This window comes from Autumnicola tepida, assembly GCF_031846485.1.
GTDB classification, from domain to species: domain Bacteria; phylum Bacteroidota; class Bacteroidia; order Flavobacteriales; family Flavobacteriaceae; genus Autumnicola; species Autumnicola tepida.
On sequence record NZ_JAVRHQ010000005.1, the window covers coordinates 148,516 to 169,931 of the forward strand.

The 21,416-nt window shown below is 39.8% G+C and carries 25 protein-coding genes; 11 read left to right on the forward strand and 14 right to left on the reverse strand.

Features of this window, described 5'->3' with window-relative positions; genetic code table 11:
• The first annotated feature begins 33 nt into the window (after positions 1-33).
• From RM553_RS06470 to RM553_RS06480, 3 genes are all read left to right on the forward strand, one after another.
• Complete coding sequence (locus tag RM553_RS06470; RefSeq protein WP_311534139.1) at positions 34-279, forward strand: hypothetical protein; 246 nt, start codon at positions 34-36, stop codon at positions 277-279.
• Positions 280-634: 355 nt separating this feature from the next.
• A complete protein-coding gene (yaaA, locus tag RM553_RS06475) occupies positions 635-1,396 on the forward strand; it encodes a peroxide stress protein YaaA (RefSeq protein WP_311534141.1) in 762 nt (253 codons plus the stop codon).
• A gap of 150 nt (positions 1,397-1,546) precedes the next feature.
• Positions 1,547-2,206 carry a uracil-DNA glycosylase family protein gene (locus tag RM553_RS06480; protein ID WP_311534183.1) on the forward strand — a complete coding sequence of 220 codons (660 nt, stop codon included), beginning with the start codon at positions 1,547-1,549 and terminating at the stop codon, positions 2,204-2,206.
• On the opposite strand, the gene RM553_RS06485 is transcribed toward RM553_RS06480, so the two are convergent.
• The 14 genes from RM553_RS06485 to RM553_RS06550 all read right to left on the reverse strand — a co-directional run bounded on the left by RM553_RS06485 (position 2,207) and on the right by RM553_RS06550 (position 12,379).
• Positions 2,207-2,344 (reverse strand): 30S ribosomal protein THX, encoded by a 138-nt coding sequence (locus RM553_RS06485; protein ID WP_311534142.1) that lies wholly within the window; start codon positions 2,342-2,344, stop codon positions 2,207-2,209.
• Entirely contained in the window at positions 2,344-2,508 is a 165-nt protein-coding gene (locus RM553_RS06490) for a hypothetical protein (RefSeq protein WP_311534143.1), read from the reverse strand. The genes RM553_RS06485 and RM553_RS06490 overlap by 1 nt, the downstream gene beginning before the upstream one ends.
• Positions 2,509-2,585: 77 nt before the next feature.
• Positions 2,586-3,353 carry a tryptophan synthase subunit alpha gene (gene trpA, locus RM553_RS06495; RefSeq protein WP_311534144.1) on the reverse strand — a complete coding sequence of 256 codons (768 nt, stop codon included), beginning with the start codon at positions 3,351-3,353 and terminating at the stop codon, positions 2,586-2,588.
• A gap of 80 nt (positions 3,354-3,433) precedes the next feature.
• Positions 3,434-4,615, reverse strand: a complete 1,182-nt coding sequence (gene trpB, locus RM553_RS06500; RefSeq protein ID WP_311534145.1) for a tryptophan synthase subunit beta — start codon at positions 4,613-4,615, stop codon at positions 3,434-3,436.
• 183 nt (positions 4,616-4,798) lie between these two features.
• Positions 4,799-5,473 (reverse strand): phosphoribosylanthranilate isomerase, encoded by a 675-nt coding sequence (locus RM553_RS06505; RefSeq protein WP_489752712.1) that lies wholly within the window; start codon positions 5,471-5,473, stop codon positions 4,799-4,801.
• Positions 5,474-5,499: 26 nt separating this feature from the next.
• Entirely contained in the window at positions 5,500-5,913 is a 414-nt protein-coding gene (locus tag RM553_RS06510; RefSeq protein WP_311534147.1) for a type II toxin-antitoxin system VapC family toxin, read from the reverse strand.
• Positions 5,910-6,155: a DUF6364 family protein gene (locus tag RM553_RS06515; RefSeq protein ID WP_311534148.1), complete on the reverse strand. Its 246-nt coding sequence runs from the start codon at positions 6,153-6,155 to the stop codon at positions 5,910-5,912. The genes RM553_RS06510 and RM553_RS06515 overlap by 4 nt, the downstream gene beginning before the upstream one ends.
• A gap of 46 nt (positions 6,156-6,201) precedes the next feature.
• Entirely contained in the window at positions 6,202-6,987 is a 786-nt protein-coding gene (gene trpC / locus RM553_RS06520; protein ID WP_311534149.1) for an indole-3-glycerol phosphate synthase TrpC, read from the reverse strand.
• A gap of 124 nt (positions 6,988-7,111) precedes the next feature.
• On the reverse strand, positions 7,112-8,104 hold the full coding sequence (gene trpD, locus RM553_RS06525) for an anthranilate phosphoribosyltransferase (RefSeq protein ID WP_311534150.1): 993 nt from the start codon (positions 8,102-8,104) through the stop codon (positions 7,112-7,114).
• Between the two features lie 47 nt (positions 8,105-8,151).
• Complete coding sequence (locus RM553_RS06530) at positions 8,152-8,838, reverse strand: anthranilate synthase component II (protein ID WP_311534151.1); 687 nt, start codon at positions 8,836-8,838, stop codon at positions 8,152-8,154.
• A gap of 109 nt (positions 8,839-8,947) precedes the next feature.
• Positions 8,948-10,342, reverse strand: a complete 1,395-nt coding sequence (locus RM553_RS06535; protein WP_311534152.1) for an anthranilate synthase component I family protein — start codon at positions 10,340-10,342, stop codon at positions 8,948-8,950.
• A 343-nt stretch (positions 10,343-10,685) separates the two neighbouring features.
• Positions 10,686-11,186, reverse strand: a complete 501-nt coding sequence (locus RM553_RS06540; protein ID WP_311534153.1) for a YceI family protein — start codon at positions 11,184-11,186, stop codon at positions 10,686-10,688.
• Positions 11,187-11,258: 72 nt separating this feature from the next.
• Positions 11,259-11,891, reverse strand: a complete 633-nt coding sequence (locus tag RM553_RS06545) for an NAD(P)H-dependent oxidoreductase (RefSeq protein ID WP_311534154.1) — start codon at positions 11,889-11,891, stop codon at positions 11,259-11,261.
• A gap of 35 nt (positions 11,892-11,926) precedes the next feature.
• On the reverse strand, positions 11,927-12,379 hold the full coding sequence (locus tag RM553_RS06550) for a MarR family winged helix-turn-helix transcriptional regulator (protein ID WP_311534155.1): 453 nt from the start codon (positions 12,377-12,379) through the stop codon (positions 11,927-11,929).
• A 162-nt stretch (positions 12,380-12,541) separates the two neighbouring features.
• Here RM553_RS06550 and RM553_RS06555 point away from each other — a divergent pair, with 162 nt between their 5' ends.
• The 8 genes from RM553_RS06555 (at position 12,542) to RM553_RS06590 (ending at position 21,399) form a co-directional block, all read left to right on the forward strand.
• Positions 12,542-12,859, forward strand: a complete 318-nt coding sequence (locus tag RM553_RS06555) for a rhodanese-like domain-containing protein (protein ID WP_311534156.1) — start codon at positions 12,542-12,544, stop codon at positions 12,857-12,859.
• Positions 12,860-13,044: 185 nt separating this feature from the next.
• A complete protein-coding gene (locus tag RM553_RS06560) occupies positions 13,045-13,728 on the forward strand; it encodes an outer membrane beta-barrel protein (protein ID WP_311534157.1) in 684 nt (227 codons plus the stop codon).
• A gap of 862 nt (positions 13,729-14,590) precedes the next feature.
• The gene (locus RM553_RS06565; protein ID WP_311534158.1) at positions 14,591-16,030 is read left to right on the forward strand and encodes a nucleotide sugar dehydrogenase; all 1,440 of its coding nucleotides are present in this window, start codon (positions 14,591-14,593) and stop codon (positions 16,028-16,030) included.
• Between the two features lie 94 nt (positions 16,031-16,124).
• On the forward strand, positions 16,125-17,126 hold the full coding sequence (locus RM553_RS06570; RefSeq protein ID WP_311534159.1) for a mannose-1-phosphate guanylyltransferase: 1,002 nt from the start codon (positions 16,125-16,127) through the stop codon (positions 17,124-17,126).
• Between the two features lie 84 nt (positions 17,127-17,210).
• Positions 17,211-18,167 (forward strand): UDP-glucuronic acid decarboxylase family protein, encoded by a 957-nt coding sequence (locus RM553_RS06575; RefSeq protein WP_311534160.1) that lies wholly within the window; start codon positions 17,211-17,213, stop codon positions 18,165-18,167.
• Positions 18,168-18,259: 92 nt separating this feature from the next.
• Positions 18,260-19,030 (forward strand): glycosyltransferase family 2 protein, encoded by a 771-nt coding sequence (locus RM553_RS06580; RefSeq protein WP_311534161.1) that lies wholly within the window; start codon positions 18,260-18,262, stop codon positions 19,028-19,030.
• Between the two features lie 77 nt (positions 19,031-19,107).
• On the forward strand, positions 19,108-20,220 hold the full coding sequence (gene gmd, locus RM553_RS06585; protein ID WP_311534162.1) for a GDP-mannose 4,6-dehydratase: 1,113 nt from the start codon (positions 19,108-19,110) through the stop codon (positions 20,218-20,220).
• Between the two features lie 36 nt (positions 20,221-20,256).
• The gene (locus tag RM553_RS06590) at positions 20,257-21,399 is read left to right on the forward strand and encodes a GDP-L-fucose synthase family protein (RefSeq protein WP_311534163.1); all 1,143 of its coding nucleotides are present in this window, start codon (positions 20,257-20,259) and stop codon (positions 21,397-21,399) included.
• Positions 21,400-21,416 lie beyond the last annotated feature (17 nt).

The window sequence follows — 21,416 nt, forward strand, 5'->3', positions numbered from 1 at the left end:
GGGTTTTTGCTATTTTTAATAAAGTTTTGGCATATGGAAAATATCCTTCTAAGAGTTAAGAGTAGAAAAGCTTATAAAGAATTGATGAACCTTCTTCAGGAAATAGGAGAGAATGAAATTGAGTTGGTATCAGGTACTGAGTTTGAAAAGCAAAAGTGTGAACTTGAAAAGGAGCTCGAGAATATGAATGAAGGGAAGGCTGAATTTACAGATTTAGATGAGGTAGATTTGGAGCTGGAAAGAATCATTTCTCAATATGAAGATAAAGCTATCCGGTAATTTTCAGTTAAAGCTTGAAAAACAGATTCGCTACATCTCCAAAGATAAACCTGAAGCAGCTCGCAAGTTTAAAAATGACCTTTTGGCTGAAGTAAGAAAAATTTCAGAACAAGCATTTTCATACAGAAAGTCCATTTAGTTTGATCAGGAAGAAATTCGGGATTTAATATTTAAGGGTTATTGTGTCACATTTAGAATAAATGAGATTCGGCATTGTATAGAGGTTTTTGGATTGAATAAATATACCCTCTTCCGATCGTAATAAACCCATTCTATCCTTAAATAAAGAAGTAGTTAAAACTCCTGTTTTCATTTCCTCTTCTTAAACTTATCTTTGGGCAAAATCTTCAGAAAAATGAAAATTGTTGTTTCCCCGGCCAAAAGCCTGGATTATGAATCAAAATTACCAACTACCCGCGGCACGCAACCGCAATTTTTAGAAACCACGGCAAAACTGAACCGGAAACTCGCCCGGATGACCAAGGTGGAGATTTCAAAGCTTATGGGAATAAGCGATAAGCTGGCAGACCTTAATTACACCCGTTACCAGGAGTTTGAAGAAGACCATAATAAGAAAAATTCCCGTCCTGCCATGTATGCCTTTGCCGGTGATGTGTACACCGGGCTGGATGCCTACAGCATTCCCACCAAGAAACTGGATAAACTTCAGGATACGCTAAGGATGCTCTCAGGTTTCTACGGAATATTAAGGCCGCTGGACCTCATGCAGCCGTACCGCCTGGAAATGGGGACTTCTATGGGCATTGAAAGAAAAAAGAATTTATATGAAGTCTGGCAGAAAAAAGTAACCCAGGCATTGAATGATGAACTGGAAGATGATGAACTTTTTCTCAATCTGGCCAGTAACGAATATTTCAAGGCAATAGATGAGAAAGCTTTAAAAGTGCCGGTGATTTCTCCTGTTTTTAAAGATTATAAAAACGGGAAACTGAAGATTATCAGTTTTTACGCCAAAAAAGCCAGAGGTTCCATGGTGCGTTATATTATAGATAAAGACGCCCGAAGCCTGGATGATATAAAAGGATATGATTATGACGATTACCGCTTTAGCGAAGAGCATACCGAAAAGGAATACGAACCGGTTTTTATTCGATAATTTTTCGGGATTTTTTTAGTATTATAGTCGATTTTAATTTCACACAACACACAACACACAACACACAACACACAACACACAACACACAACACACAACACACAACACACAACACACAACACACAACACACAACACACAACACACAACAGTTATTTTTCACCACACCCATCCATACCGCCCGTTCATTCCTGAAAATGCCACTAAGCTGATTGTTGGTACTTTGCCCCCGCCACGCTTTACAAAAAGACAGTTAAGGGAAGGGGACGTAGATTTTTGCTACGGAAGCAGGGATGGCTTGCTCTGGCTGGTGCTGGACAGGATCTTTGATATCGGGCTTAGGTTCGAAACCACTGAAGAAGCGGTACAGCACCGCAAGGAATGGTTAAAAAGCCGGGGCATCGGGATTTGCGATATGGTGGAAAGCAGCCGGCGCGAAAAGATTGATGCTTCAGATCTGGGGATGCAACAGGTAGAACTTCGAAATATGATCCAGATCCTGCGGGAAAATCCTGAAATCGATACGCTGCTTTTCACCGGCGGGAATAGCAAAAACGGACCGGAATATTTTTTCCGAAGACATTTAAAAGAAATAGGCAGCGACATCAGGATGAAAGTGATTTCTAATGATGTGCCTAAAATTCATCAGTTTGTACTGGACGGGCGGCTTATTAAAACCGTATCCCTAACCGCACCATCAGGTTCGGCCAACCGTGCCATTGGAAGTATGGAATTCTATAAGGAGATGAAAAAGAAAAACCCTGAATTCAATACCATTGATTTCAGGGTTCTACAGTATAAAGAACATTTTTAACTATTGTTCCAACTGTTTCTTTTGGGTATCGGCCATGGTGGTTGGTTTTACCTTAAACTTTTTACGTTTAGGCCTTAATTTACCATGTGTGCCGATCGCTGTTTTACCGCGTTTGGTTTTTTTATCGCCTCTGCCCATTACTTAGATTCTCCTTTATTCTTTTGATCTTTAATAGTTCTTTCGTTTGTATCAAAATCGTTATGTTGTGCATCACGATCTCCCAGTTCGCCGCTAAGAGGGTCATTGTCACTTCTTCTGCGGTCTCTTTTCCCTCTGTGCTTATCTTCAATAGGTCCTCCCATAATAGTTCTTTTTTAAATTTCACTCTAAGATAAGAAATGCCGTGACTTCCTGTTATTAAAATCCTGTTAGCATTAGGTTAAAGTCCTTTAACAAAATTCACAAAATCTGCAATTTTAGCGGTCCCGTTTTGGTTGAGGTGTTTAATAAACGCGCTCCCAATTATGGCGCCCTTGGCGTATCGCGTTGCCTGCTGAAAGGTCTCATTATCGCTAATCCCAAAACCTACGATCTGCGGATTTTTCAGCTTCATTCCATCAATCCTTTTAAAATACGCCTTTGTCTCTTCGCTGAAGCCCCTGGTAGAGCCGGTAACGCTGGCGGTACTCACCATATAAATGAAGCCGTTGGAAACAGAATCTATAAATTTTATTCTTTCTTCGGAAGTTTGCGGAGTGATGAGAAAAATATTCTGAAGCCCGTGCGCTTCAAAAATCGCCTTGTATTCTTCATTATAAACATCTACCGGAAGATCGGGAATAATGAGCCCGTCAATGCCAGTTTCTTCACATTTCTGGCAGAATTTCTCCACGCCATACTGAAGGATAGGGTTAAAATAGCCCATAATGATCAGCGGGATTTCCACGGAATCCCGGATTCCTTCCAGCTGTTTGAAAAGTCGGTTGGTGGTCATTCCTCTTTTTAGTGCCTTCGTAGAACTTTCCTGAATAGTAGGCCCGTCGGCCAGCGGATCGCTAAAGGGCAAACCAATTTCAATAAAATCCACCCCGCTTCGTTCCAGGTCTTTTATAATTTTTATCGTGTCTTCGGGTTCAGGGTATCCCGCGGTAAAATATATGGAAAGCAGTTTCTTGTCTTCCTGCAGTTTTTTGCTAATTCTGTTCATTTTCTTAAACTTTTTCGTCATTCTGAACTTGTTCCAGAATCTATAAAGTTAAAAGCTGAGATAAATTCAGCTTGAGGATTTTATAAATTGAAATAATCAATATAAGTATTCAGGTCTTTATCTCCCCGGCCGGAGAGGTTTACCACCACAATCTCGTCTTTTTTAAATTTTCGGTCTTCAAAAATGGCCAGGGCGTGGGAGGTTTCAATTGCCGGGATAATTCCTTCCAGTTTTGCCAGTTCCAGGCCGGCTTTCATTGCGGCTTCATCGGTGATGGAAATGAATTCCCCGCGGCCGCTTCGGAACAAATTCGCGTGCATTGGCCCCACACCGGGATAATCCAGGCCGGCAGAAATGGAATAGGGTTCGGTAATCTGCCCGTCTTCGGTTTGCATGAGCAAAGTTTTGCTGCCGTGAATAATGCCTTCTTTGCCCAAAGCTGAAGTCGCCGCGCTCTCGCCGCTTTGTATGCCTTTCCCGGCAGCTTCCACGGCAATAATACCTACTTCCGGGGTATCCATATAATGAAAATATGCCCCCGCGGCATTGCTGCCACCGCCCACACATGCCACAACATAATCGGGGTTTTCGCGGTTTTCCTTTTCTTTAAGCTGAAGCTTTATTTCTTCTGAAATCACCGCCTGGAACCGCGCCACCATATCAGGATAGGGATGCGGCCCAACCACCGATCCTATGATATAATGTGTATCTATCGGATTGTTAATCCAGTCGCGAATGGCTTCATTGGTGGCGTCTTTAAGCGTGCGGCTACCCGATTTTGCCGGAACAACTTTTGCGCCCAGCATCTTCATACGGGCAACATTTGGTGCCTGCCGCTCAATATCGATCTCGCCCATATACACAATGCACTCGATTCCCATTAAAGCGCAAACTGTGGCAGTGGCCACGCCATGCTGCCCGGCGCCGGTTTCGGCAATTATCCGGTTTTTGCCAAGGCGCTTCGCCATTAAAATCTGCCCGATAGTGTTGTTCACTTTATGTGCGCCGGTATGGCAAAGGTCTTCCCTTTTTAAATAGACTTTCGCATTGTACTTTTTGCTGAACCGTTCCGCATAATAAAGCGGGGTGGGGCGCCCCACATAATCTTTCAGCAGGGCTTTAAATTCTTTTTGAAAGGATTCCTCTTTCATAATATCAAGGTACTGCGAACGCAGTTCCTCTACATTTGGATAAAGCATTTCGGGGATATACGCGCCGCCAAACTCGCCGTAGTATCCTTTTTCGTTTGCCTGGTAGGTCATATTGTTCTTTTTGTCTATCCTGCAAGGTCTTTAAGACCTTGTAGGTTTAGTTGAGTTAAAATTTTTGCCGAAGAATCTTTAAATAGTTGAAGTTTTTCTACACTTTTCACTACCTGATTACATCTATTTTCTTAGTTTCCTGTTGGAAATCCTGCAAGGTCTCTAAGACCTTGTAGGTCATATTTATTCAATTTTCAGCATTCTTTGTTTAAAGCTCTTCAGTGTTTCGGCATTTTTTAATCCGGGTGCGTCTTCAAACCTGCTGTTTAAATCTATGGCATACAGCAATTCTTCTTTTTTATTTTGCTGAAACCATTCCGCGAGCTTTTTTATTTCTTCAGCTTCATCAGGCCCAATCCCTCCGCTAAGGAAAAATGGAATAGTTGAAGGATATTTTTTTAAAACTTTCCAGTTAAAGGTAATTCCGTTGCCGCCTTTATTTTTGCCTTTGGTATCAAAAAGGAAATAATTTACAACCGACTCAAAATCCTTTAAAACTGCAAAATCGAATTCATCTTTTACCGAAAAGACCTTGATAATTTCCACATTATTATCCTGCAGCCTTTTTTTTAGCTCATGGCAGAAAACAGCCGATTCTCCTCCATGCAGCTGAATGGCCTGCAGCTGGTATTCTTCAATTTTATTCAGAATAAAATCTATAGATGCATTAACAAAAACTCCTGTTTTTTTTACTTCTGAAGATACCTCCGGAATTTTTTCCTCAACAAAACGGGGAGATTTTTCGTAAAATATCAGCCCCATATAATCTGGCTGGAGCTTTATGATTTCCCGAATATTTTCCGGGTTTTTCATTCCGCAGATTTTAAGCTTTAAAGAACGGGGTTCAGAAGAATTCATATTGATGTTGTCTTTCAGTAATTAATCTACGCTTTAGCCAAAAGTTCTTTCGCCGTAAGCACCGGTATTTTGGAATTTCTGAAATCTTTCAGGTTTCTGCTAATTATGATGCTGTGCTGAAACTCCAGGGCAGTATAATACTGCATTGCATCTTCAAAATCATTAAAATCCTTATCGTTAAGGGCCAGTTCTATAATTTTATCATTTAGCGGTAACACCTCAACCAGCACTTTGAATTTGCGCAAAATGAATTTAGCTTCATTCGTCGATTTCAACCGGGAAAGGATGTAATGAGTATTTGCAAAGCTGAGAGAGGAAATCGCTAATTTCAATTCACCTTTGTCAGCAAGGGAAAACATTTGGGCGGCTGCGGCATAAAAGGGGTTTCTCTTTGCCAATAGATCTAAAATGATGTTCGTGTCTATAAACAGCCTCTTCATTTATACTTATGTGTTAAATATTCTCCATATTCCTTTTTGTAGTCAAAATCTGCATCAACATTTATAACTCCAGATAGGCTCTCCACAAGAGGAGTGATATTTAAATTCTTTTCATCTGATTCTATAACGGCAGCAAGATAACATTCAACCATTCTTGAAAGGCTGGTGTTATGAGCACTGACATATTTCTTGGCTTTTTCAATTACTGCTTTATTAAGGCTTAAGGTGAGCTTAGTATCCATGCTTCAAACATTTACGTGTAAATATAATAATCCTGTACGTAAAAAACTATTCTTTCAAGCTCCTTATAAACTCTGCCGCGCTCTTCCCCGGATGATCAGTTTTCATAAAATTTTCACCAATCAGGAAGCCTTTATAGCCATAATTTTTAAGATCTTTTATGGTCTCTACAGAACTGATGCCGCTTTCGGAAACTTTTACAAATTCATCAGGGATTTTTTCTGAAAGCGATTTGCTGATATTGGTGCTTACTTCAAAAGTCTTTAAATTCCTGTTGTTTACCCCCAGCATGTCAAGGCTTGGCATAACAGATTTTTCAAGTTCCTCTTCGTTATGGACCTCAAGTAAAACGTCCAGGTACAGGCTTTTGGCAAATTCTGAAAGTTGTTTGATCTGTGGCCTTTCCAGCACCGCGGCAATCAGTAAGATTACATCTGCGCCGTAAGCTTTAGCTTCCAGAAGCTGGTATTCATCAATTATAAACTCCTTTCTCAAAATAGGCATTTTTACACTGGCCCTGGCAAAAAGCAAATCTTCCAGCGAACCCCCAAAATATTTGCCATCGGTAAGCACCGACATTCCTGATACCCCGGCTTTTTCGTAACCTTTGGCCACATCTTCCACATTCAGGTTTTGGTTTATAACCGATTTGGATGGTGACCTTCTTTTATGTTCGGCAATAATTCCCGTTTTGCTATTGATTAAGGCTTTGGCAAGAGAAACGGTTTTTCTGTCTAAAAGTACCGATTTCTCCAGCTGTGAAGCCGGGGTTATTGATTTCTTAAGAATAACTTCTTTGCGCTTATCTGCTACTATTTTATCTAAGATGTTCATTATTCCTTTTTATTAATTCTGCAATGGCGCAGCACTTGTTCTCGACTGCGCTCGAACTGACAATCGTTTTCGACTGCCCGTCTGCCGGCCAGGCAGGCTCCAACTGACAGCTTAGGGCGGGTTCTTATTTACTCAGTTCCTGTAATTTCTTAAGTGCATTTAAACCTTTGCCGGATTTTAGAGATTCCCGGGCTTTTTCAAAACCCTCTTTGGGAGAAATATTTTGCGCAGTGGCAATAGCCATTCCGGCATTTGCACAAACCACATTGTTCTGGGCCTCGGTTCCTTTGCCGCCGAGAATGTTTATAAAGATCTCCGCGGAACTTTCTATAGATCCGCCGCCGGCAATTTGCGAAGGATCAAGTTTTTCGACTTCAAAATCCTCGGGGCCAATCATGGCTTCAGAATTATTGGAAATGGTCTTTGTTTTTCCGGTTAAGGAAATTTCATCGTAGCCATCCAGCGCGTGCAAAATGGTGAAATTCTTATCGGTGTTTTGATAAAGATAGCCGTACATCCTGGCTAGTTCCAGGTTGAATACACCCACCAGCTGGTTCTGCGGAAAAGCCGGATTTACCATAGGCCCCAGCATGTTAAAAAAGGTTTTTACGGCCAAAGATTTCCTTACCGGCGCCACATTTTTCATGGCAGGGTGGAAGAGGGGAGCATGTAAAATGCATATTCCCGCCTGGTCGATACACCTTTCCAGAAATTCAGGGTTATTGCTGAATTTTATGCCCAGGTGTTCCATCACATTGGAACTCCCGCTTACCGAAGAAACCCCGTAATTACCATGTTTGGCCACGTTTACTCCCGCGCCGGCAGTTACAAAGGAGGCTGTGGTAGAGATATTGAAGGTGTTTTTGCCATCGCCCCCGGTGCCGCACAGGTCTATGGGATTATAGTCTTTTAAATCTATGGCAATGCAAAGTTCGAGCAGGGCATCCCTAAAACCTTCCAGTTCTTCAATGGTAATGCTCCGCATCATATAAACCGTTAGAAAAGCGGCAATCTGATTGCTGTTATAGTCCCCGTCAGAAATATTGAAAAGCACCTGTTTGGCTTCTTCCTTGGAGATGGTTTCGTGGTTTATGAGTCGGTTTAGTAGTTCTTTCATAATTCCTCTCGTTGTTTCTTTGTAAAAAGAACAACAAGGTTTTTTTATTAAACTTCAGTTTTTTCGGGAGAGGCCTCTGCTTCCCCGGCTTTTTTGGGTGAAGGGCTATTTACCCAGTTTTCGATCATTTTTTTGCCCTCTGGCGTTAATACCGATTCAGGGTGAAACTGCACCCCGCGTACATCGAATTCCCGGTGCCTGAGGGACATAATTTGCCCGCTCTCATCATAAGAAGTGGCTTCAAGCACCTCTGGCAGTTCCTTAAGAACAACCCAGGAGTGGTAACGGCCTACTTTTAAATCATCTGGCAAATCTTTAAAAACCGGTTCGTCTTTTACACAGAGTTTAATGCTGGTGGCTACTCCGTGATAAACCGCCTCCAGGTTGCCCAGCTTCCCGCCAAAAACTTCGCCTATGGCCTGTTGCCCCAGGCACACTCCAAAGATACTTTTTGTTGGTCCATATTTTTCAATAATTGGCTTTAAAAGTCCGGCTTCTGACGGAATTCCGGGGCCGGGAGACAATAAGATCTTATCAAAATTCTCCACATCTTCCAGTTGGAGCTGGTCGTTCCTTCTTATGGTGACCTCGCAGTCCAGATCTTCAAGATAATGGACCAGGTTGTAAACAAAGGAATCGTAGTTGTCTATCACCAGTATTTTTTTTGCCCCGCTGCCTGAACTTTTGCCGGAAGGGGAGGGGATGGTTTTTTCTAATTCTGAATTCTTGTTCATAGTTTCTTCTTTTTTGCGTTAGGGATTGAGGTAGTGTTGGAGCTCTTTTAAAATTGGCAAATTTTAAAAAGCGACTACCGAAAGCCCGGCCCGCAGGGCAACGCCCACATTAAACATCTTCTGCCAGTTCGAGCGCTTTGGTTAATGCTCCTAATTTATTGTACACTTCCTGCAATTCGTTTTCTTCTTTAGATTCTGAAACCACCCCGGCGCCGGCCTGGTAATGCAATTGGTGGTTTTTACTTACAAAGGAGCGAATGATGATGGCGTGGTTAAAATTGCCGTCGAAATCCATAAATCCAATCGCGCCGCCATAGGCATCGCGGTTCACGTTTTCGTACTTTTCAATAAGCCGCATCGCGCTGTGTTTGGGCGCACCGCTTAACGTGCCTGCGGGAAAGGTATCGGCCACCACCTGCATGGTGGGTGTACTGGGGTGCTTGGTGCCGGTAACTTTGCTTACCAGGTGGATGACGTGCGAAAAGAACTGGATTTGCCTGTAATTTTCGACTTTTACATTGCTGCCGTGCCGGCTAAGGTCGTTACGGGCAAGGTCTACCAGCATTACATGCTCTGCATTTTCCTTCTCGTCGGCAGCCAGTTTTTTGGCAAGTTCGGCATCCTGCTCGTCGTTGCCGGTACGTTTAAAAGTTCCAGCAATGGGATGAATTTCTGCCTGGCCATCTTTTACCACCAGCTGGGCCTCGGGCGAACTGCCGAAGATCTTAAAATCGCCGTAATCAAAATAGAATAAATATGGGGAGGGGTTTACGCTGCGCAGGGCGCGGTAAACGTTGAATTCGTCTCCTTTAAATTTCTGTGAGAAACGCCTGGAAAGCACAATTTGAAAAACATCCCCGCGGTAACAATGTTTTTTGCCCAGTTTTACATTTTCTATGAATTCTTCGTCAGTCAGGTTTGAAACGGGTTCTTCCTGGCGGGAAAAATTATAAGTGGCGAAATTGCGCACTTTCAGCAGTTGTTCAATTTCGGGGATTTTGCTGCTGGTATTATAGCTGTGGTCAAAAATATAAGCTTCGTTGTTGAAGTGGTTAATGGCGATAATGTTCTGGTAAACGGCATAATACATATCTGGGAGGTCCAGGTCGCCCTTTTTTTTGCTGATCTCAAGATCTTCGAAATATCGCACCCCATCGTATGCGATATAGCCAAAAAGCCCGTTGTTGATAAATTTAAAACCGGCATTTTCAGCTTTAAACTGCCTGGAGAATTCCTGGATTTTTTCCACCACATTTACCCCGGCGTCTATATTGGTGGTTTTTGTGCTGCCATCTGGAAAGCTTTCCTCAATTTGCTCATTTTTAACCTTTATGGAGGCCAATGGGTTGCAGCAAATATAGGAGAAGCTGTTATCGCTGGCGTGATAATCGCTGCTTTCCAGTAACAGGCTGTTGGGATATTTGTCCCGGACTTTAAGATACACGCTTACCGGGGTAATGGTATCTGCCAGCAGTTTTTTATGAGTGGTTTTTAATTGGAACATAGTTATCGTTTGTAATTTTCGCTTCGGCGACTTTAATTTTAAATTTGCAGCTTTCCTTCTTTTTCAGATTTCCGCTCTCGCGGAAATGGCCATTTTATTAATAAAAAAAGGCTTGTCGTGAGACAAGCCTTTGTATGGATTTATACTATAGCAATGCAACTTCACGACTGTTGACGTAAATTGTTCCACCACCAAGTATGTACAGTAAAAATTTTCATTGCCTCAAATATAAAGATGAAATTTTAAACGGCAAACATTTTTCTTCTTTTAGTTCATAAAAAGAGGCTGCCAAACATGGTTTTTTGACAGCCTCTCCTGAAAATAAGCTATTTTCTGAAGGAGTTTAAAATTTTAATTCCACGTCAAGTTCAAAATTATCGTGAATGGTATTATCTCCAAGATTAGAGAAAAAACTACCTGAACCATATCGCACATTGTATTTGGTCCGGTCGATAACCACCTTTGCAAAAGCTGCATCTCCATTCCATTCCTGCTCAAAAGTCACCGGATGTGTGTTTTCTTTAATGGTAAGATCACCTAACATCCCGTAATTGCCATTATCTTTCTTAACCACATTCTTGATGGTAAGTTTCGCAGTAGGATATGTATCTACGGCGAAAAAATCATCGTTTTTAAGGTGTCCTTCCAGTTGATTTTTACTGTCTCCGGAAAGATCTGTAACGGTAATTGAAGGCATATCTATTAGAAATTCGCCTCCAACAGGTTCATTATCCTGAAGTTCGAAATAGCCTTCTTTGAGGTTAATTGTTCCAGTATGAGAGCCAGCCAGTTTTTTTCCTTTCCAAATGACGTTGCTTTGTTCTGAATTTACTTCTTTTCTCATGATATTATAAATTAAGTGATTGTTTTACTAATTAATATTGTTCGTTTCCTCTATTGTAATGTTGAAGAAGAGTTATATATGGTGAAATAATTGTTTTTCGTTTTTCCTGACTTTTTTGGCATGCTGGGCCACATCCTTTTCGCTTCTGTAGCCGATGGTTGCAATCACCGTTGCAGACAAGCCTTTTTCTTTTAAACCGAGGATCTCGTTAAACTTTACGGCATCAAAACCTTCCATCGGGCAGGCATCAATCTTGTAATTTGCCGCGGCAGAGAGCAGGTTGCCGAGGGCGATATATGCCTGTTTTTCTGCCCAGGCTTTTTGATCTGAAGCAGATTGCTTAAGAACGGTATTTGCCAGCATGTCTTTAAAGCCGTTTAACTTTTCAACCTGTATATCCCGAATTTTACTGATGTTATCCAAATATGCATCCACATGTTCTTCGGAAATGGAGGTGAGGCTTGCGAAAACTATTAAATGTGAGGCTTCAGTGATTTGAGATTGATTGAATGCCACAGGCTGAAGTTTTTGCCGCATTTCCGGATCTTTTACTACCAGGACTTCATAAGGCTGCATGCCATAAGACGAAGCGGAAAGTTGAATGCTTTTAAGAAGCTTTTCCAGGTCCTTTGCTTCTATTTTCCTGGTTTGATCAAATTTTTTTGTGGCATAACGCCATTCAAGGTTCTCGATATATGTATCCATAATAGTTGTATATACAATTGTTTATATAAAATTTTTTATTTTCTCATCTTTTCAAGCAGCTGGTTTAGCTGTTCGATTTCGGGCTCGGTTAAATTCTCGGTAATTTTATCTTCAGTACTTTCGATCACGGGGTCTATATCTTTAAGAAGATCTAATCCTTTTTTAGTTATTGCTATTTCCACTTTTCGCCTGTTTTCAGCACAAATGCAGCGATCTGCCAATTTTTTATCCAGGAGCTTATCCACCAGTCTGGTTGTGTTGCTCATTTTGTTAACCATCCTCTCCTGGATGGTATTGAGATTGGCAGGTTTTCCCTGCTGCCCCCGTAAAATTCTAAGAACATTAAATTGCTGAGTAGAAATTTCAAAAGGTTTAAGCGCATCTGCCACCATAGAATTAGCCTCAGTAGTGGCCAGCATCATATTAATGACAAGCTTCTTTTTTTTAGGCAGCGGCTTATTTGTTTTTAAAATTTTCTCTACGTTCATGTTCTTACAACATTTGTATGTACAAATATACAGCTGTTCTTTATAATTCATATAAAAATTAATGTTAAATTTTCAGTTTTAGATTCTTTAAAAGTATTTGAAAAATTAAAGCGGATTCCGCTAACTTTCTTATTTTTATTCTTCATTTAAAAAAGGAAAAAAATGATAGAGCTATCACAGGAAGAGTGGAGAGAAAAATTAGAAAAAGATAAAGATTCTTTTATTCTTGATGTAAGAACTGAAGAAGAAGTGGATGAAGGATACATTCCCGGATCTAAAAATATTGATATATATAAAGGACAGGGTTTTGTAGATGAAGTGGAAAAGCTTGACAAGGATAAAAATTACTATATCTACTGCCGTTCAGGAAAGCGAAGTGCCCAGGCATGTAATATTCTGGACCAGATGGGGTACGCCAAAACCTATAATCTGGCGGGGGGATTTATGAACTGGAATGGAGATGTGGAAGGGGATGAGTAGGAATCCTACTGTAATGACTTCATAAAGATATTACGGAATGTTAAGAAGCACCTCTAAATTGGGTGCTTTTCTACTTCTATATAATTAATAGGATTTTTTGTCGTTAAAAATATTAGGAGCCAGAGTAGTTTGTTTATATAATTAATATATTTACCCGCAAAGACTTCACCCTATAAATCTACAATATGATCAAGTACTTCTTATTTGTTCTTTTCGCTTCAGTTACTCTAAGCAATCTGCAAGCGCAGGAATATAGTTTCGGATTAAAAGCAGGTATTAACCGTGCCATGGGAGGAGAATTAACAGGAATTCCCAATGGAGGGTTTAATGGAGATACTTTCCAGGCTGAATCAAATATTGGTTTCCACGGGGGAGCATTCTTTGAAATTAGGTTTGGAAAATTTCTTGTCCGGCCTGAAGCGATCTACAATACTATTGAGACCGAATTCGATTTCCCTACACGGCCTTCTGTTTATGCTGTAGATAAATTAAGCATCCCGCTTCTTATAGGATATAATATCTTTGGCCCAGTAGATGTATATGCAGGTCCCGCTTATACAAATATTATTAATGCTACTCTGCAAGGGAATGAATTAAATAATTCTGAAGTAGTTGCGCAAAATAGCCCTTTATCAGCTCATCTTGGAGTTAAAGCAGGCTTTGGCAGGTTTGAAATAGACTTCAGATATGACAGGACCCTTTCTTCAGAACAAAATCAGGATGTTGACATCGTTAATAGCCAGTTTGGTGTTAACAGGGCAAATTTCACTGACTCCCGCCTTAATCAGATCCTTTTAAGTTTAAGCTTTAAGTTATTTGACAGCGAAGCCAATCCTGGAAGAAGAAGTGGCAGAGGATGCTATTTCTAAGACCCAAAGCTTTAAGAAAATCCATTTGATTAGATATTACATGTTCCCGTTAAAACAGAGGCACTTTTATTCTATGTGCTAAAGCTTGGAGGGTGCCTTTTTGCGAATACTTGAAGTTAAAGAATTGTTGCACTATTTAACTGGGAACCCGACCGTCAATTTCCTCTACAAAATTTCTTTCCTTCAAAAACTAAATCGGAAATTTCAATAATTTCCTACTTTGAGGAATTTCCTAAGTGGTGTCCAACTAATTATAGTTTCCGATAATTCAACTCTTCGCATCTCATGTTCTAAAACTAGAAGTGATTTTCTGAGGTTAATTCAAGAAATTTCCTCCTGTTTTAGCATTCATGTTTCTCTTTTCTGACGTTTTTCACCTGAAATCAAATATTCTGGCCACTTTCAATTTTAAATATTCTCCATTTTTCATGTACCTGACAGACAGAAATGAACAGTTTATCGAGCAAAATTTTAACAGAATTCTTGCGGTCTTTATTTAACTCAATTTTAACATTACTGAAGTGATTGAATTTTTTTCTTTTTTATGATACAGCGCTTCCTTTTGTTAATCTTTTCTCATTGAAAGGCCTTTTTTTTTGAATAAAACATAGCGTTAAATCAATTGTGTTAAAAATTATTCCGGAAAATTTGATTTTTATTATTTGAAGAAGTTGCTCAGGAAAAGCTAATTGAAAAAATATTATACTTTTATTTAAAGCAATTGAGGGTGAAAACCAAGACCTGAATTTGCGCAAAAATGCCTGGCTTTTCAATCTTCAAAAATTCAGTAATCCACATTGGGAGTTACTGCGGCGAAGCCGTGAAAGGTCCAGTGAAAAATCTTTAAATAAAGCATGTAATTATGGAAATAAAAAACATTTGTTGTATTGGAGCAGGTTATGTTGGTGGGCCAACCATGGCAGTTATAGCTCAAAAATGTCCTGATATTAATGTTACCGTTGTAGATATTAATGAGAAACGTATTTCTGCCTGGAATCATGAAAATGTAAATAACATTCCTATATATGAGCCAGGATTATCTGATATTGTTGCTGAAGCAAGAGGAAGGAATCTTTTCTTTTCCACAGACGTTGACGGTGCGATAGATAAAGCCGAGATGATATTTATTTCTGTAAATACTCCAACAAAGACCTATGGGATAGGAAAGGGAATGGCTGCAGACCTAAAATGGATAGAATTATGTGCCAGACAGATTGCTTGTATAGCAAAGGATGACAAAATTATAATTGAGAAATCTACTCTTCCTGTACGTACTGCGGCTGCCCTTAAGGATATTCTTTATAATACCGGAAATGGGGTAAAATATCAAATCCTGTCTAATCCTGAATTTTTGGCAGAAGGAACGGCTGTTCAGGATCTTTTAAATCCAGATCGGGTATTGATTGGAGGAGATATAGATACTGAGGAAGGTTTGGAGGCTGTAAAGGCGCTTTGCAATGTTTACGCAAGATGGGTTCCTGAAAAAAGAATATTGACAACAAATGTCTGGTCTTCAGAGCTTTCAAAGCTTACCGCCAACGCTTTTCTTGCTCAACGGGTGTCGAGTATAAATGCCATGTCTGAACTTTGTGAAAAAACCGGGGCAGATGTTAATGAAGTTGCTAAAGCACTTGGGATGGATTCCAGAATAGGTTCAAAATTTCTCAAATCTTCAGTAGGATTTGGAGGGTCTTGTTTTCAAAAAGATATTTTGAATCTCGTATATATTGCAAAGTCTTTTGGATTGGATGAAGTTGCCGATTACTGGGAGCAGGTAATTATAATGAATGATCATCAAAAGAGAAGATTTGCTGATAATATTATTAAAACTTTGTTCAATACTGTGTCAGGAAAAAAAATCGCTGTCCTTGGATGGTCTTTTAAAAAGGACACCAATGATACACGGGAATCTGCTGCTATATACGTTGCTGATCATCTTTTAAATGAGGAAGCGGAAATTGTTGTTTATGATCCGAAAGTTGAAAAAGATCAGGTTTATAGTGATTTAGATTACCTCAACACTAGAAGCAAGGAAGCTAATCGTAAGAATTTAAAAGTTTCTAATGATCCCTATGATGCCTGCAAAGATGCCCATGCCATTGCAATCCTTACAGAGTGGGAGGAATTTGTAGAATATGACTGGGAAAAAATATATGAAAATATGTTGAAACCCGCCTTTGTTTTCGATGGTCGAAACTTACTTGATGTCAAGGAAATGTTGAGGATAGGTTTTGTACTAAAAAGCATAGGTAAACCTCAGCCGATAAAAGTTATGGCAGATAATACTGCCCTGGCCAGCTAAATTCTCTTTCAGAATCGATAACGCCCACTTTTTTTCCCCTGAATACTTTTGGTGCAACTGGATTCATTTGGCTTAAAATTTTAATTTATCTTATATGGCAGGAATTTCACATGTACTACTAACCGGAGGAGTTGGAAGCAGGCTATGGCCGTTGTCCAGACAATCCAAACCCAAGCAATATCTTGAAATTTTTTCAGAAAAATCTTTGTTTCAGCTTGCTTTGGAAAGAAACAGGCTTTTTTGTCAGGAACTCATTGTAGTTGGTAACAGTGGCAATAAGATGCTTTCAGAAAAAATCCTTGCTAAAACAGATTGTGAAAATATTATCAATATAGTGGAAGCGACTCCAAGAAATACTGCTCCGGCCATTGCTTTTGCTGCTTTTGCCGCCAGACCTGATGATATTTTGCTGGTGACACCTGCTGATCATATCATACAGGAAGGAGAAGCTTATTCCAAAGCAGTGGAAAATGCAATTCTGCTGGCAAAAGATGATTACCTTGTTACCTTTGGGATAGAACCTTTGACCCCGGAGACTGGTTATGGTTACATTGAATTTGATGGTGACAACGTAATCTCCTTTAGAGAAAAGCCAGATATAGAGCATGCGAAGGCTTTTTTGGAATCTGGTAAATTTTTATGGAACAGCGGTATGTTTTGTTTTAAAGCAAGTGTGTTTCTTAATGAACTAAAGAAGTATGCTCCTGAGGTCTATGACAAATCATTGCAGGCCTGGGAACAAGCCGATGAGGGATTCCTTCATCTGGAAGCTTCCATGGAAATACCATCAATAAGCGTGGACTATGCGGTAATGGAAAGGAGCGAAAGAATAAAAGTGGTTCCGGCAAAATTCGAATGGAGTGACATGGGATCATTTGAAGCCGTATATGAATATTTTAGAGCAAACGGTTATGTTCTTGACGCTAATCAAAATATGCAAATTGGAGAAGCAAAACCTACATTCTTTGTAGGTGTAAATAATTGCATTCTCATTTCTACAAAAGACGCAAATCTTATTGTGTCTAAATCTGCTTCCCAGGACGTAAAGGCAGTTTACTCCTATCTGGAACAGTATCATCCTGACCTTGTAAGGTAGTTACAACTACTTATTTGATATTTCCAATCCTGATGTTCTTTCTGCGATTCGGAAATTTTTTCTTCTTATAAAACCAAAGAATAAATGAAAAGAATATTAGTAACTGGAGGTGCGGGCTTTATAGGTTCTCATCTTTGTAAAAGGCTCCTTAAGGAGGGAAATGAAGTTATCTGCCTTGATAACTACTTTACCGGCAGCAAAAAAAACATTGTTCCTTTAATGGAGAATCCATACTTCGAATTAATCCGCCATGATGTTACCAATCCGTTTATGATTGAAGTAGATGAAATTTATAATCTTGCCTGCCCTGCTTCCCCGGTGCATTATCAGTACAATGCCATTAAAACCATAAAAACTTCCGTTATGGGAGCAATTAACATGCTGGGCCTGGCAAAGAGGGTAAAAGCAAAGGTGCTACAGGCAAGCACGAGTGAGGTGTACGGAGATCCTGAAGTACATCCCCAGACGGAAACTTATTGGGGGAATGTTAATCCAATCGGGCCTCGGTCCTGTTATGATGAAGGGAAGAGATGTGCAGAAACATTATTTATGGATTATCATCATCAAAATAACGTTGATGTTAAAATTGTGCGTATTTTTAATACCTATGGCCCCAACATGAATCCTGATGACGGGCGGGTGGTTTCAAACTTTATTGTACAGGCTTTAAAAGGAGAAGATATTACAATCTTCGGGAACGGTCAGCAAACGAGAAGCTTTCAATATGTAGACGATCTTGTTGAAGGAATGGTTCGTATGATGGCAACAGAGAATTTTACAGGTCCGGTAAACATTGGTAATCAGAATGAATTTACAATGCTGGAGCTGGCAGAGGCGGTGCTGGACCTTACGGGTTCTACTTCTAAGCTAAGCTTTAAATCCCTCCCACAGGATGATCCTAAGCAAAGGCAGCCAGATATTAGTTTGGCAAAAAAAGAATTAAACGGCTGGGAGCCGCGAATCGAGCTAAGGGAAGGTTTGTACAAAACAATCCAGTACTTTGATGCCCTTCTGGGGCAAAAAAGAAAGGCTCTTACTTAGCAGCTCAATTAATTCAATGGCTCCCAGGCAGTCAGTAAAGCCCCTACAATCTGCCACCCTTTCCTACTACGTATAATTTGATCCTCAAAAAGATGAAAGTATCATTAATTACCGTAGTGTACAATAATGTAGATTGTATAAAAGACTGCATTCAGTCAGTCCTTAGCCAAACGTATGCTGATATAGAGTATATTGTTATTGACGGAGGATCCACAGATGGAACTCAATCAATAATTGATCCTTTTCTGAAGGATATCGCCTATTATGTTTCCGAGAAAGATAATGGCCTTTATGATGCCTTAAACAAAGGAATAAAAAAAAGCACAGGAGATATAATAGGTATCCTAAACTCTGATGATTTTTTGTACAAGACCGATACTATTGAAAAAATTGTTGATAATTTCCGCAGTTCTGGTGCAGATCTTCTTTACGGCAAAGGAATTTTTGTAGATCAAAAGAATATATTTGATGTTAAACGTATTTATCCTTCAGATCCATTTAGAAAAAATTATTTATTTTTTGGTTGGATTCCTTTACATCCCACTATTTATGTGCGAAGGGAGATTTATGAAAAATATGGTTTGTATGATCAGCACTACAATATAGCCAGTGATTACGAAATTTCTCTTAGGTGGTTCAAAAATGATAAGATAAAGAAATACTACCTTGATCAATGGATAGTGAAAATGCGGTTGGGGGGTAAGAGTACCACCATGAGATTGCAGAAACAGAAATCCCTGGAAGATATGGAGATTATTAAGAAACATAATTTGATGGGCTTATTCACCCTCTTTTTTAAAGTGGGAAGGAAAATACCTCACTACCTGATTCCGCAGATTAGAGGGTTTAAAACTTATAATTAACTTCAAAACCTTTTCTATAAGATTACTTGTTTAGAACATAATCTATAGGAAAGTATTCTAGCCAATAAACTAACAACATGAAAACAGCTTTTATTACCGGAGTGACCGGCCAGGATGGTGCTTATTTAAGCGAGTTCCTTTTAAGTAAAGGATATATCGTCCATGGACTCAAACGACGTGCCTCTTTATTTAATACTGACAGGGTGGACCATCTTTACCAGGACCCACATGTGGAAAACAGGAACTTTATCCTGCATTATGGAGACATGACAGATAGTACTAACCTTATCAGACTTATTCAGGTAATACAGCCGGATGAAATTTACAACCTTGCAGCGATGAGCCATGTACAGGTTTCTTTTGAAACTCCTGAATATACCGGAAACGCTGATGGCCTGGGAACCCTTCGTATTTTGGATGCGGTAAGGTTATTAGGTTTAGAAAATAAAACCCGTATTTACCAGGCGTCCACTTCAGAGCTGTATGGAAAAGTTCAGGAAGTTCCACAATCTGAAACCACCCCGTTTTACCCCAGGAGCCCTTATGCTGTAGCTAAGATGTATGGATACTGGATAACTGTAAATTACAGGGAAGCTTATAACATGTTCGCATGCAACGGAATTCTTTTTAACCACGAATCACCATTAAGGGGAGAAACCTTTGTTACCCGTAAAATAACCCGTGCGGCATCACGTATAGCATTAGGGCTACAGGAGAAGTTGTACCTCGGAAACCTCGATGCCCAAAGGGACTGGGGACATGCCAGGGATTATGTTAGAATGATGTGGATGATCTTACAGGCAGATAAACCTGAAGATTGGGTAATAGCAACAGGTAAAACCACTCCCGTGCGGGAATTTGTTCGGATGGCTTTTGCTGAAGTGGGTATAGAATTGGAATATAAAGGAGAAGGGGTCAATGAAAAGGCATATGTTAAATCCTGTTCTAATCCTGAATTTCAGCTGAAAGCAGGTAAAGAGGTATTGGCAGTAGATCCTAAGTACTTTAGACCTACTGAGGTAGATTTATTGATTGGAGATGCTACAAAAGCCAGGACAAAATTGGGGTGGATTCCTGAATATGATTTAAAGGCCCTGGTAAGTGAAATGATGGAGTGGGATGTGAAGTTAATGCAAAAGGATAAACATCTGCAAACCGGGGGCTATGATACTTATAATTATTATGAATAGTAGAAATTAATTGCTGTCACACAATGAAAAGATAAGATGCAAAAGCAATCCAGAATATATATTGCCGGGCACAGGGGTTTAGTTGGTAGCGCAATTCTTGCCGCTTTAAAATCCAGAGGGTATAACAACCTTATTACCAGGACCCACCGTGAATTGGATTTGACTAATCAAGATGCTGTAGCCGCTTTCTTTTCTTCTGAAAAGCCAGAATACGTATTTCTGGCAGCGGCCAAAGTAGGAGGAATTATAGCTAATAATAGTTACCGTGGAGAATTTATTTACGATAATTTGATGATCCAGAACAATGTGGTTCACCAGAGCTATTTAAATGATGTTAAGAAGCTGATGTTCCTTGGCAGTACCTGTATATATCCTAAGAATGCTCCGCAGCCTATGAAAGAGGAATATCTTTTAACAGATGTTCTTGAATACACAAACGAGCCATATGCCATAGCGAAAATTGCCGGAATAAAATTGTGCGAAAGTTACAATCTTCAATATGGTACAAATTTTATATCAGTTATGCCAACAAATCTGTATGGCCCTAATGATAATTTTGATTTGGAGAAATCACATGTGCTGCCAGCTTTAATTAGAAAGATACACCTGGGCGATGCTTTGGCAAAAGATAATTGGGATGTCATCAGAAACGATTTAAATACCCGTCCGGTAAATGGAATTACGGGAGAATCTCCCAGGGACCAGATTGTACAAATTTTAGCACAACACGGAGTGTATCGATCAACAGAGTCTGAATCGGGTATTGCAGTTGAAGTATGGGGAACAGGCAAAGCGATGAGAGAATTTCTATGGAGTGAAGATATGGCTGACGCCTGCGTGTATATTATGGAAAACTGTGATTTTGGGGATCTCGTTTCTACAGCGGGCACGGGCAGCACGCGGCAAAATCAAATAAGAAATACTCATTTAAATATAGGTACAGGACAGGATATATCTGTTAAGGATTTAGCCTTTCTTGTTAGGGAAGTACTTAATGCTAATGTGGAATTTTCCTTTGATACAGAAAAGCCAGATGGCACGCTCAAAAAACTCACAGATGTATCAAAATTACAAAGCCTCGGTTGGAAATATAAAGTAGAATTGCAGGAAGGTATAGGCCGTGTTTACAATTGGTACAGCCAGGAAATAAAAGAAAAAAGCACCGGAATTAGCTGCTAATACCAACTTCTTAATGA